General features: G+C 73.1%; 12 protein-coding genes and 1 rRNA gene. 7 read left to right on the top strand and 6 right to left on the bottom strand.

Annotated elements, in window-relative coordinates; genetic code table 11:
* Positions 1-48: 48 nt before the first annotated feature.
* Positions 49-981, bottom strand: a complete 933-nt coding sequence (locus tag ACYVKX_RS03795; RefSeq protein WP_460829255.1) for an alpha/beta fold hydrolase — start codon at positions 979-981, stop codon at positions 49-51.
* A gap of 119 nt (positions 982-1,100) precedes the next feature.
* Here ACYVKX_RS03795 and ACYVKX_RS03790 point away from each other — a divergent pair, with 119 nt between their 5' ends.
* The 7 genes from ACYVKX_RS03790 (at position 1,101) to ACYVKX_RS03760 (ending at position 8,159) form a co-directional block, all read left to right on the top strand.
* Complete coding sequence (locus tag ACYVKX_RS03790) at positions 1,101-2,279, top strand: PucR family transcriptional regulator (RefSeq protein ID WP_460829254.1); 1,179 nt, start codon at positions 1,101-1,103, stop codon at positions 2,277-2,279.
* 80 nt (positions 2,280-2,359) lie between these two features.
* Complete coding sequence (locus ACYVKX_RS03785; RefSeq protein WP_460829253.1) at positions 2,360-3,544, top strand: acyltransferase domain-containing protein; 1,185 nt, start codon at positions 2,360-2,362, stop codon at positions 3,542-3,544.
* Entirely contained in the window at positions 3,544-4,545 is a 1,002-nt protein-coding gene (locus ACYVKX_RS03780) for a beta-ketoacyl-ACP synthase III (protein ID WP_460829252.1), read from the top strand. Before ACYVKX_RS03785 ends, ACYVKX_RS03780 begins: the two co-directional genes overlap by 1 nt.
* A gap of 60 nt (positions 4,546-4,605) precedes the next feature.
* Positions 4,606-4,851, top strand: coding sequence for an acyl carrier protein (locus ACYVKX_RS03775; protein WP_011755445.1), 246 nt, complete (start codon positions 4,606-4,608; stop codon positions 4,849-4,851).
* A gap of 48 nt (positions 4,852-4,899) precedes the next feature.
* Positions 4,900-6,153 carry a beta-ketoacyl-[acyl-carrier-protein] synthase family protein gene (locus ACYVKX_RS03770; RefSeq protein WP_460829250.1) on the top strand — a complete coding sequence of 418 codons (1,254 nt, stop codon included), beginning with the start codon at positions 4,900-4,902 and terminating at the stop codon, positions 6,151-6,153.
* An 82-nt stretch (positions 6,154-6,235) separates the two neighbouring features.
* A complete protein-coding gene (locus tag ACYVKX_RS03765) occupies positions 6,236-7,666 on the top strand; it encodes an acyl-CoA carboxylase subunit beta (protein WP_460829249.1) in 1,431 nt (476 codons plus the stop codon).
* A gap of 37 nt (positions 7,667-7,703) precedes the next feature.
* Positions 7,704-8,159: a hypothetical protein gene (locus ACYVKX_RS03760; RefSeq protein ID WP_460829248.1), complete on the top strand. Its 456-nt coding sequence runs from the start codon at positions 7,704-7,706 to the stop codon at positions 8,157-8,159.
* Between the two features lie 163 nt (positions 8,160-8,322).
* Here the strand turns inward: ACYVKX_RS03760 and ACYVKX_RS03755 are convergent, their stop codons facing one another.
* The 5 genes from ACYVKX_RS03755 to rrf all read right to left on the bottom strand — a co-directional run bounded on the left by ACYVKX_RS03755 (position 8,323) and on the right by rrf (position 11,858).
* Positions 8,323-8,841, bottom strand: coding sequence for a DUF3145 domain-containing protein (locus ACYVKX_RS03755; protein ID WP_460829247.1), 519 nt, complete (start codon positions 8,839-8,841; stop codon positions 8,323-8,325).
* A 136-nt stretch (positions 8,842-8,977) separates the two neighbouring features.
* Positions 8,978-9,898, bottom strand: a complete 921-nt coding sequence (locus ACYVKX_RS03750; protein ID WP_460829246.1) for an alpha/beta fold hydrolase — start codon at positions 9,896-9,898, stop codon at positions 8,978-8,980.
* An 18-nt stretch (positions 9,899-9,916) separates the two neighbouring features.
* Complete coding sequence (locus ACYVKX_RS03745; RefSeq protein ID WP_460829245.1) at positions 9,917-10,720, bottom strand: PP2C family protein-serine/threonine phosphatase; 804 nt, start codon at positions 10,718-10,720, stop codon at positions 9,917-9,919.
* Positions 10,721-10,781: 61 nt separating this feature from the next.
* Positions 10,782-11,651, bottom strand: a complete 870-nt coding sequence (locus ACYVKX_RS03740; protein ID WP_460829243.1) for a tetratricopeptide repeat protein — start codon at positions 11,649-11,651, stop codon at positions 10,782-10,784.
* Between the two features lie 90 nt (positions 11,652-11,741).
* Positions 11,742-11,858 (bottom strand): 5S ribosomal RNA (gene rrf, locus ACYVKX_RS03735).
* Positions 11,859-12,028 lie beyond the last annotated feature (170 nt).

Genomic DNA, 12,028 nt, shown 5'->3' with positions numbered 1-12,028 from the left:
GCCTGACAACGTCAGGGATCCCCGGCTGACCGGGGATTCCGCCAGCCCTCACGCCGACCCAGACACCACCCGCAACGACGCAGGCGCCGCGCCGGTCTTGAGCAGCGCGCGGAACCGTGCACGGGAGTACGACGCCGGCCGGGTCGAGCGGACGAAGTCCGAGACGATCGCGGCGAACCGCTCGGGGTGGTCCTTGTGCGGGAAGTGCCCGGCGTCCGGGATCACCTCGATGCGGGACCGGGGCGCGAGGGCGGCGGCGTTGCTGGCGTGCCGGACGGGGATCACCGTGTCGTCGCGGCCCCAGACGACCCAGAGCGGCATCTCCTCGGTGAGGTAGGCGCGGTCGGCCATCGTCACGATCTGGCCCTGCCAGTCGACGACAGCCCGCACGACGTGCCGCACCGCCTGCCGCGCCCTGCGGTCCTTGAACGTGTCGAAGATCCGGGCGACCTCATCGAGGTCGCGGGTCACCTTCCACGGCGCGGCCGACAGCGCCCGCAGGCCCAGCACTCCCGCGTGCCGCAGGCCCGGCAGCGTCAGCACACCCATCACCTGGTCGAAGCCCGGCGTGCTGATCATCCGGATGCCGGGCGAGACCTCGGGACCGAGGCCGCCGGACGCCACCAGCATCAGCCGCTCGGTGCGCTCGGGGAACTGGTAGGCGAACTGCATCGCCACCCCGCCGCCGAAGCTGTGCCCGATCACGGTCACCTTGTCGATGCCGAGGACGGTCAGCAGGTCGCGCATGCCGTTGGCGAAGCCGCCCAGCGTGTAGTCGGCCCGCGGCTTGTCGGACTGCCCGTGGCCGAGCAGGTCCGGCGCGATCACGGTGTGGCGCCGCGAGAGCGGCTCGATCACCTCGTCCCAGGAGGTGTGGTCGCAGCCGACGCCGTGCAGCAGCAGGAGCGCCGGCCCCTTCCCCACCTTCACGAACGCACGGCGGTGCCCGTGGATCGTGACGAATTCGACGTCGTACGGCACGTTGCCCTCCCCATGCGGACGTAGACCGCGATTCAACCAGACCGACGCCCGCACGAGACGCGGATCCCCTTGATCTACACGGGTTTTACGGCGTTGGACCGTTCCACTAGCGTTCGAGTGTGACGCCAGGCTCCCACCAGCGCGCCGCCGACGCCCTCCAGCGGGCGACCGGCGCGCTGAGCACCGCCGCGATGGCGCGGATGGAGCAGGACATGCCCTGGTTCCGCGACCTCAGCGCCGAGGACCGCTCTTGGGTCGGGGTCATCGTCCAGGCCGGCATCCGGGGGTTCGTCGACTGGTACCGCCGCGCCGGCGACCGGGACGCCCCCGGCGGCACCGAGATGGTCGCCTCGGTCTTCGGCGTGGCGCCCCGGGCCCTGGCCGGCGTCATCAACCTCCAGCAGACCGTCGACCTGGTCCGGCTCTCGATCGAGGTCGTCGAGTCGAACGTCGAGGAGCTGCTCGATCCCGCCGACGCCGACGAGGTCCGGGCCGCCGTCCTCCGCTACGCCCGCGAGGTCGCGTTCGCGACCGCCGCGGTCTACGCCCGCGCCGCCGAGGTCCGCGGCGCCTGGGACGCCCGCCTCGAGGCCCTCGTCGTGGACGCCGTCCTGCGCTCCGAGGGCGACGAGGCGCTGCTCTCGCGGGCCAGCGCCCTGGGCTGGACCGGCCGCGGCGACGTCGCCGTGGTGCTGGGCGGCGTCCCCGCCGACCGCACCGAGTCCGACACCTTCGACGAGGTACGGCGGGCAGCTCGGTCGGCCGGCATGGACGCGCTGTGCGCCGTGCAGGGCGACCGGCTCGTCGTGGTGCTCGGCGGGGTCGGCGACCCGCACGCGGCCGCCGAGGCCGTGTCGGCGCTGTTCGGGGAGGGGCCGCTCATCGTCGGCCCGGTCGCCGAGGACCTCGGCCAGGCCCACGTCTCTGCCCGCGCCGCGCTGGCCGCCCTCCGGGCTGCGCCGGGCTGGCCGCAGGCCCCGCGCCCGGTCCGTAGCGCCGACCTGCTTCCCGAGCGGGCGCTCGCGGGGGACGGCCACGCCCGCCGGCACCTGGTCGAGGAGGTCTACCTCCCGCTGGTGCAGGCCCGGGGCGCGCTGATCGAGACGCTCTCGGCGTACTTCGAGCACGGCTCGTCGATCGAGGCGTCCGCGCGGGCGCTGTTCGTGCACGCGAACACGGTGCGCTACCGGCTGCGCCAGACCGCCGACCTGACCGGGCTCTCCCCCACCGACGCGCGCGACGGGTTCACCCTCGAGATCGCGCTCGTGCTCGGCCGCCAGTCCGGCCGTTCCTTGTAGGAAACCTACAAAGATCCGTCGGCGGTTTTCGTGCGGGCCGGAGGCGAGGCCGGGCCCCGTGGCCCGGCAGAGTGGAGGCCGTGCTCGTGATCGTCGCTCCCGGCCAAGGCGCCCAGACCCCCGGCTTCCTCCAGCCCTGGCTCGAGGACCCGCGCTTCGCGGCCCGCTTCGACTGGCTCTCCACCGTCGCCGGCGTCGACCTGGCCCACTACGGCACCGAGGCCGACGCCGAGACCATCCGCGACACCCGGATCGCCCAGCCGCTGCTGGTCGCGACCGGCCTGGTCGCCGCGCTCGAGGTGTTCCCCCATCCGGCCGACGTCTTCGACCAGATCGGGGCGGTCGCCGGCCACAGCGTCGGCGAGATCGCGGCCGCCACCGGCGCCCGGGTGATCACCGCCGAGCAGGCGATGGTGCTGGTCCGCGAGCGCGGCAACGCGATGGCCGAGGCGGCCGCGGCCACGCCCACCGGCATGACCGCCGTCCTCGGCGGCGACCGCGAGGAGATCCTCGCCGTCCTCGACAAGCACGGCCTGACCCCCGCGAACGACAACGGCCCCGGCCAGATCGTGGCCGCCGGCACCACCGAGCAGCTCGCCGCGTTCGCCGAGGACCCGCCGGCCAAGGCCCGCCTGATGCCGCTGAGCGTCGCCGGCGCCTTCCACACCCATCACATGGAGCCGGCCGTCGGCCACCTCGCCGCGCTCGCTCGCTCGGTCTCGGTCCACGACCCGCGCACCCGCGTCATCTCCAACCGGGACGGCAAGGTCGTCCACGACGGGCGCGACGTGCTCGCCCGGATCGTCGGCCAGATCGCCAGCCCGGTGCGCTGGGACCTCTGTATGGAGACCATGGAGGACCTCGGCGTCACCGGCATCCTCGAGATGCCGCCGGCGGGCACCCTGACCGGCATCGCCAGACGCGCACTGAAGGGCGTCGAGACGTTCGCGCTGAAGACGCCGGACCAGCTCGACGACGCCCGCGCGTTCTGCGCCAAGCACGGCGAGGCGTCCGGCATCGACACCACGCCGACCTGGCGGATGGTCGTCTCGCCGCTCAAGGGCACCTTCCACCGCTCCGCGGAGGCCGCCGACCTCGACGTCCTTCCCGCCGGTACGCCGATCGGCGAGGTCGCCAGCCTGCGCGACCGCACCGCGGTGACCGCCCCGCACGGCGGCCAGGTCGTCGAGTGGCTGGTCGAGGACGGCGACCTGGTCTCGCCCGGCCAGCCGCTGCTGCGCCTGCACCCCGAGGGAGGACTGTGATGGCCCCGCTCCTGCAGTCGGAGGGCGCGCGACACGCCGCGATCCTCGGCATCGGCGCCTACCGGCCCTCGCGGGTGATCCCGAACGCCGACGTCATCGAGGCGATCGACTCCAGCGACGAGTGGATCCAACAGCGCTCCGGCATCAGGCAGCGCCGCTGGGCGACGCCCGAGGAGACCGTGCAGTCGATGGCGGTCGGCGCGTCCCGGCAGGCGCTCGAGCGCGCCGGCGTCGACGCCCGGCAGATCGACTGCGTGATCGTCGCGACCGTCACCCACATGTTCCAGACCCCCGCCGTCGCCACCGCGATCGCCCACGAGCTCGGCACCGACCAGGCCGCGGCGTTCGACATCTCCGCCGCCTGCGCCGGCTTCTGCCACGGCGTTGCGCTGGCGGCCGACCTGGTCCGCGGCGGCAGCGTCGGCCACGCGCTGGTGATCGGCGTCGAGCGGCTCTCCGACCTCACCGACGTCGGCGACCGCGGCACCGCGTTCATCTTCGCCGACGGCGCGGGCGCAGCCGTCGTCGGACCCAGCGACACCCCGGGCATCGGCCCGGTGGTGTGGGGATCGGACGGCGAGCAGTTCGACCTGATCCGGCAGAAGGAGGACTGGCGCGATGTCATCGCGTCGGAGAGACCCGTCATGCCGCACCTGGTCATGCAGGGCAACGCGGTCTTCCGCTGGGCGTCGTTCGCGATGGCGAAGATCGGGCAGCAGGCCCTCGACCGCGCCGGGATCTCGATCGACGAGCTCGACCTGTTCGTGCCCCACCAGGCCAACATGCGCATCACCGACGCCATGGCGCGCTCGATGAAGCTCCCCGAGCGGGTCAAGATCGCCCGCGACATCGCCGAGCAGGGCAACACCTCGGCGGCGTCCATCCCGCTCGCCTTGGACCGGATGATCGAGGAGGGCGACGCGCGCAGCGGCGACACGGCCCTCCTGATCGCCTTCGGCGCCGGCCTCGCGTACGCCGCGCAGGTCGTCACCGTCCCCTGAAGCAGCACCCGAGCTCCACCACACCAACCGAGCCACACCAAACCGAAAGGGAACACCAGCATGGCCACGACCGAAGAGATCCGCGCCGACCTCGCCGACATCGTCAACGAGGTCGCCGGCATCGACGCCGACGACGTCCAGCTCGACAAGTCCTTCGTCGACGACCTGGACGTGGACTCGCTGTCCATGGTCGAGGTCGTCGTCGCCGCGGAGGAGAAGTTCGGCGTCTCCATCCCCGACGACGAGGTCAAGAACCTCAAGACCGTCGGCGACGCCGTCGCCTTCATCGAGCGGGCCCAGGCCTGACCCTCTGAGGGGCTCGGCTGTCGAGCCCGTCGAGACACTAGGAGCAGCATGTCTTCCACGCGAGTCGTCGTCACCGGCCTCGGGACCACCTCTCCCGTCGGCGGTGACGTTCCCACCACCTGGGACGCCCTGGTCGGCGGACGCTCCGGCGTCCGGTTCCTGACCGACGACTGGGCCGCGGAGATGCCGGTCAAGATCGCCGGCCGCATCGCCGTGGAGCCCACCGAGGTCCTGGAGCGGGTCCAGGCCCGCCGCCTGGACCGCAGCTCGCAGTTCGCGATGGTGGCCGCGAGGGAGGCCTGGGCCGACGCCGGCCTGGCGGACGCGGAGCTGGACAGCGACCGGCTGGGCGTCGCCATGGCCTCCGGCATCGGCGGGGTGACCACGCTCCTGGACAACTACGACGCGCTGCGGGAGAAGGGACCGCGCCGGGTCTCCCCCCTCGCCGTGCCGATGCTGATGCCCAACGCGCCCGCGGCGCAGATCAGCCTGTACGTCGGAGCGCGCGCGGCGGTCAACACGCCGGTCTCGGCGTGCGCGTCCGGCAACGAGGCGATCGCCCTGGCCGTCGACCAGATCCGGCTCGGCCGCGCCGACGTCGTGGTCGCCGGCGGCACCGAGGCGGCGATCCACCCGCTGCCGATGGCCGCGTTCGCCAACATGATGGCGCTGTCGAAGACCGCCAGCGGTCCCGACGGCGGCGACCCCACCGCGGTCTCCCGGCCGTGGGACGTCGCCCGCGACGGCTTCGTCCTCGGCGAGGGCTCCGGCGTGCTCGTCCTCGAGTCCGAGGAGCACGCGCGGGCGCGCGGCGCCAGGATCTACGCGACCGTCCTCGGCGCCGGCATCACCGCCGACTCCCACGACATCGCCCAGCCCGATCCCGAGGGCCGCGGCGGCTCTCGCGCGATCCTCCGGGCGCTGGCCGAGTCGGACCTCAGCCCGGGCGACATCGCCCACGTCAACGCCCACGCGACCTCGACCCCCCAGGGCGACATCGCCGAGGGCCTGATGCTGCACGCGACCCTCGGCGCGCACGCGACCGAGGTCGTCGTCACCAGCACCAAGTCGATGACCGGCCATCTGCTCGGCGGCGCCGGCGCGCTCGAGGCCATCGCGACCGTCCTCGCGCTGCACCACCGCACCGCCCCGCCGACGATCAACCTGGACGACCAGGACCCGCAGGTCGAACTCGACATCGCCACCAAGGCCCGCGACCTCCCGCTCGGCGACATCGCGGCGCTCAACAACTCCTTCGGGTTCGGCGGCGCCAACGTCGCCGTCGCGTTCGGCAGCGTCTGAACCACCCCACGAAGTTCTCCACTCCCCCGCTTCGCTCCTCCGTGAACAACTTCGCGGGGACCCCGGAAGGACACGGTCTACTGTGACAGCCACCGCCACCAAACCGGCCAGGCCCCCCCGCGAGGAGGACCCGCGCAACCCGGTGCACCGGCTCGCCGCACTCCTCGACGAGGGCAGCCTCGAGCCGATCACCCCCGACGACGACTCCGGCATGCTCGCCGCGATCGGCACCGTCGACGGCACCCGCGTGGTGGCGTTCTGCTCCGACGCCACCGTGATGGGCGGCGCGATGGGCGACCTGGGCTGCCGGGTCGTCGTGGACGCCTACCACCGCGCGATGACCGACCGGGTCCCGATCATCGGGCTCTGGCACTCCGGCGGCGCCCGCCTCGCCGAGGGCGTGCTCTCACTGCACGCGGTCGGCCGGATCTTCCAGGCGATGACGCAGGCCTCCGGCAGGATCCCCCAGATCTCGGTCGTGCTCGGCCCGGCGGCCGGCGGGGCGGCGTACGGCCCGGCGCTGACCGACGTCGTCGTCCTCGGTCCCGAGGGCCGGATCTTCGTGACCGGCCCGGACGTCGTCCGCTCGGTCACCGGCGAGGACGTCGACATGCTCCGCCTCGGCGGACCCGAGCCGCACGGCCGCCGCTCCGGCGTCGTGCACATCCTCGCCGAGTCCGAGCGCGAGGCCCTCGACCGCGCCCGCGGCGTCGCGGCGCTGCTCGGCGCGCAGGGCAGCATGGACGTCGACGCCGTCGAGGACCGCGACCTCGCGGCCCTGCTGCCGGAGTCCAAGAAGCGCGCGTACGACGTGCACCCGCTGGTCGAGTCCATCCTCGACGAGGGCACCGCCCAGGAGTTGCACGCCCGCTGGGCGCCCAACATCGTCACCGCGCTGGGCCGCCTCGGCGGCCGCACGGTCGGCGTGATCGCCAACAACCCCCTGCGCCTCGGCGGCTGCCTGGACTCCCTCTCCGCGGAGAAGGCGTCCCGCTTCGTGCGCATGTGCGACGCCTTCGGCGTACCCCTGGTCGTCGTGGTCGACGTCCCCGGCTACCTGCCCGGCGTCGGCCAGGAGTGGGACGGCGTGGTCCGCCGCGGCGCCAAGCTGCTGCACGCGTTCGGCGAGTGCGTGGTCCCCCGCGTCACGCTGGTCACCCGCAAGACGTACGGCGGTGCCTACATCGCGATGAACTCCCGCTCGCTCGGCGCCACCAAGGTCTTCGCCTGGCCGGGCGCGGAGATCGCGGTCATGGGCGCGGTCGCCGCGATCCGGATCCTCCACCGCCGGCGCCTGGCGGAGGTCGCCCCGGACATCCGCCCGCAGGTCGAGGCCGAGCTCGCCGCGGAGCACGAGCGGATCGCCGGCGGCGTGGACAAGGCCGTCGAGATCGGCGTGGTCGACGAGATCGTCGCGCCCGACGCCACCCGCGGCGCGATCGCCCGGGCCATCGAGGACGCGGTCCAGAGCGTCGGCGTGCGCCGCGGCGCCCACGGCAACATCCCGCTCTAGGGCGTAACACGGTCGCGGGGTGGCCCGTTGGACCGGTATGACGCACGTCACAGTGCTGCTCGCGAGCGCCGCGATCGCCGGCGGCCTGCTGACGGCGGCTCCCGCGGCGGCCGGCCCGCCCGCCGATCCGGTGCCGGGGCAGGCCGACGGGGGCCCGCGCGAGCGGGAGCGTCGCGACCTGGGCGGCACGAGCGCTCGCGACGGCGTGCTGCGGATGGGCTGTCACGACTACCCCTACCGCTACCGGCTCGAGATCCGCACCGACGACTGGACGCTGGAGACGTTCCTCGTCGACCGCCGTGGCGAGACGATCGCCTCGGGTGCCTACCTCGCCGGCCCCGACCGCAAGCGCCAGCGAGCCGACTTCCGGTTCTGCCGCTACAACACGGTCCCCGGCAGGTTCACGATCCGCGCCAAGCTGATGTGGTACACCGACTCCGGCGAGCACCAGGCCTGGCTCAAGCCGTCGCACTTCCGGCTCCGCCGCCCCTGACGCTCAGACCCCGCCGAGTCGGCGCGTCTTGCCCGCTCCAACCCGCCGAGTCGGCGCAACTTGCCCAGAGCGCGGGCAAGACGCGCCGACTCGCGCCTCCTGGATGGGCAAGACGCGCCGACTCGCGCCTCCTGGATGGGCAAGATGCGCCGAGTCGAGCAGGTCAGACGACCTGGTGGAGCCAGCGCACGGGGGCGCCGTCGCCGGCGTGGCGGAACGTCTCCAGCTCGTCGTCCCAGGGCTTGCCGAGCAGCTTGTCGATCTCGACCAGCAGCGTGGTGTCGCCGAGCGCGGCCTTGACGACCGCGGCCTTGAGCCGGTCCTCGGGGATCATCAGGTCGCCGTGCAGGCCGGTCACGGCGTGGAAGACGCCGAGCTCGGGAGTGTAGGAGTACCGGGCGCCCTCGGAGCCGGCGGTCGGCTCCTCGGTCACCTCGAAGCGCAGGTGGTTCCAGCCGCGCAGGGCGGAGGCGATCGCCGCGGAGGCGCCGACGTCGCCGGCCCAGGACAGCTCCGCGCGGTAGGCGCCCGGCTGGGCCGGCTGGGGGGTCCAGTCCAGGCTCACGGGTACGCCGAGGACACCGCTGGCGGCCCACTCGATGTGTGGGCACAGCGCGGACGGCGCCGAGTGGACGTACAGGACGCCCCTCGTCGCGGTGCGGGTGGCAGTGCGTGCGGTCACCGTGGTCTCCTTCGTCTCCGGCGCGAGCTACGCCTTCCCCAGCGGGCTCTCGGAGCAAAGGAGTCGAAGTGACAGCGGTGTGGTTCATGGAGTTGTCGCGATCATTGTGGCGCATGAGGCGCCTGAACACCAGTGGTCAGCGCGGTACGGCGGCGGCGCGCCGCGGACCGAGGTCCATCACCGTCTCGATGACGTCCCGGGCGATGCCGAGGCCGCCGAGGTGGCTCTCGCCGTCGATGACCGCCAGGGTCGCGTCCGGCAGCCGGTCCACGACGTGCCGGCCGTGCGCCAACGGCACGATGTGGTCGGCGTCCCCGTGCCACCAGCGCACCGGCACCCCGACGTCGGCCAGCTCGAAGCCCCAGGCCCTCGTGAACAGGACCAGGTCGTTGATCGGCGCCGAGGTCTGGAACCGGCTGCCGTTGAGCAGGTCGTCGAGGAACATCGCCTTGAACTCCGGCCGCGAGAGCAGGTTCTTGTCCCCCGGCGGCTGCACGGCGGCGTACAGGTCGAGCGCCGGGCCGGCCAGCGGCCGCACCAGCCGGATGCCCTGGGTGAGCGCGATCCCGAGCGGGACCCGGGCGGCGACGAGGAACGGCGCGAGCGCGACCGCGAGCCGGATGACCCCGCCGTCGGCCGCGTCCTCGCCACGGGTCGGCGCGACGCCGCCGAGGACGCCGACGCCGTGCACCCGGTCCGGGAGGGCGGCGCCCGCGGCCAGCGCGTAGGGGCCGCCGCCGGACAGGCCGACCAGCCGGACCGTGTCGATCGCGAGGGTGTCGAGCACCAGCTCCAGGTCACCGGTCCAGTCGGCGACGTCGGGATAGAGGTACGGCGTGGACGAGCCGATGCCGGGACGGTCCAGGCCGACGATCCGGACACCCTGCCGGTCGGCGTACTCGCGCACCTCGAGCGGGATCTGGCGGCGGGCACCGGGGGTGCCGTGCATCCACACGATCGCCGGTCCGCTGCGCGGGCCGTACTCGGCGAAGCTCATCCGCCGCTCCCCGCGAACGGCGACGGTGCCCTCGAGCGCAGGGCGCCGGACGTTGCTCATCGCGTGGATCCTCCCTCGTCAGCCGACCCGGAGCTCGCCGGGATCCACGATGTTGGCGGGATCGAAGAGCGCGCCGAGCAGCTGGCCGTCGCCGACCACCAGCGGACCGTCCACCACGTCGACCACCACGCAGGTGACGTTGTCCTTGCCGCCGGCGGCTAGGGCCGCCTGCACCAGCACCGCGGCCGCCGACTGCGGATCGGCGGTCGCCAGCAGCACCGCGATCACCCGGTCGGGCACCAGGTCGGTGAGCCCGTCGCTGCACAGCAGCAGCCGGTCGCCCGGCACCACCCGGACCGGCACCAGGTCGATGGCCTCGGTGACGGGATCGCCGTCGATCGAGCGGAGGACGACGTTGCGCCACGGGTGCCGCCAGGCCGACACCGCGTCGAGCTGGCCGCTGTCGACCAGCCGCTGGACGTAGGTGTGGTCGCGGGAGAGCTGGGTCAGCCGCCCGTCGCGGAAGAGGTAGGCCCGGGAGTCGCCGACGTGTCCGAGGACCACCCGGTCCCCGTCGCAGACCAGCGCGGTGAGCGTGGTCGCCATCCCGAGCCGGGTCAGGTCGGCCTGGACGCCGCGCTGCACCTGCGCCCGAGCGGCCTCGGAGCCAGCGTGCAGCAGCACCTCGGGCGCCTCGCCGAACCGGGCGAGCGCGGTCGCGGCCACGGCGAACGCCGCCGTCGCCGAGGCCACCTCACCGGCCGCCGCGCCCCCGACGCCGTCGGCGACGACCACGACGTAGGGGCCGACGAACGCCGAGTCCTCGTTGTCGGACCGGACCAGCCCGACGTCGCTCACGCCGGCACCCGAGAAACGCAGCACGTAGAGCCTCCTTCGCGGGAGGGTGGTAACCGCCGACAGTAGTCGGGAACCCCCGGCGGTACTAGCCGATCCGCCGCTCCAGCGCGGTGGCCCGGTCGTCGGCGTCGGTCAATTGCTCGCTGTCGATGGCGTGGGTGCGGTGGAACCAGGCGAGCGCGTCCTGCTCGCGGCCCGCGGCCTCGAGCGTGTCGGCATAGGCGTAGCGCAGCCGGATCACCCAGGCCGCGCGGCTCTTCGACGTCAGTGGCGCGAGCTCCAGCGTGCGGAGCGCCGCGTCCAGCTGTCCCAGGTCCCGGCGGGCGCCGGCTTCGACGATCGTCATCTCGGCCTTCGCCTCCGGAGCGAAGTTCACCACGGACGGGCTCTTCGCGAGCTTGAGCGCCTCCTGCGGCTTGCCCAGCGCGCGGTGGCAGTCGGCCATGATCGGCAGGTACGCCGTCGCGCCGTTCATCCGCTTCGCCGCACGCAGCTCGGCGAGCGCCTCGGCGTAGTGGCCGGCGGCGTACGCCGCCTCGCCGGCCGCCTCGCGCACCACCGCCAGCCGCGGCGCCCGGGCGCGGGCGGCGAGCGTGTGCTGGTAGGCGGTCTCCGGGTCGCTGTCGATCATCAGCCCGGCGGCCGCCAGGTGGCGCGCGACGCGGGCGGCCAGCTTCTCCGGCAGACCCTTGAGCTGGGCGGACACGGCGCGGTCGAGCTCGCGGCCGGTGATCTCCTCAGACAGCGGCGGACCGTCGTAGACCGCCTGTTCCGCGGTCCTGGTCGCCTGCTTCTCGACCGGCTTGCGCCAGTCGCCCTTGCGAGCCGGCCGCTTGCCAGCCGGAGCCTTGCCGCGACCGCCGTCCTGACCCGGCTTCCCTCCGCGCGCGGGCGCCTTGCCTCTCCCGGTCAGGCCCTTGCCGGTCGGGCGCTGGGGACGACGCTGGTCGGCCATGATGGTGATCTCCTCTGATCGTGGGGCAGATGAACGGGCCCAAATGCATCGTAGGGGCCACCGGGTGGTGGCCCCTACGACGGAATGTTTGTTCGGCGGCGTCCTGCTCTCCCACATCCTCTCGGTTGCAGTACCATCGGCGCTGAAAGGCTTAACTTCCGGGTTCGGGATGGGTCCGGGTGTTTCCCTTTCGCTATGGCCGCCGTAACTCTGGTGGTCGAAAGGGGTTTGCGGATTCATCACGCAGTCCTTCGACCAGGTATTTGGTTGGTCAACAGTGTTGGTCAACGGGTGTTGGTCAACGGGTGTAGTGGACGCGGGGTGTGTTGTTGTTTTGGTTGAGGGTTTGTGGGACAAGCCCTCGGCCTATTAGTACC

It is taken from the genome of Nocardioides hungaricus (assembly GCF_054782915.1).
Note: the sequence above shows the minus strand (reverse complement) of the source record. Positions and strands in the feature narration are given on the sequence as shown.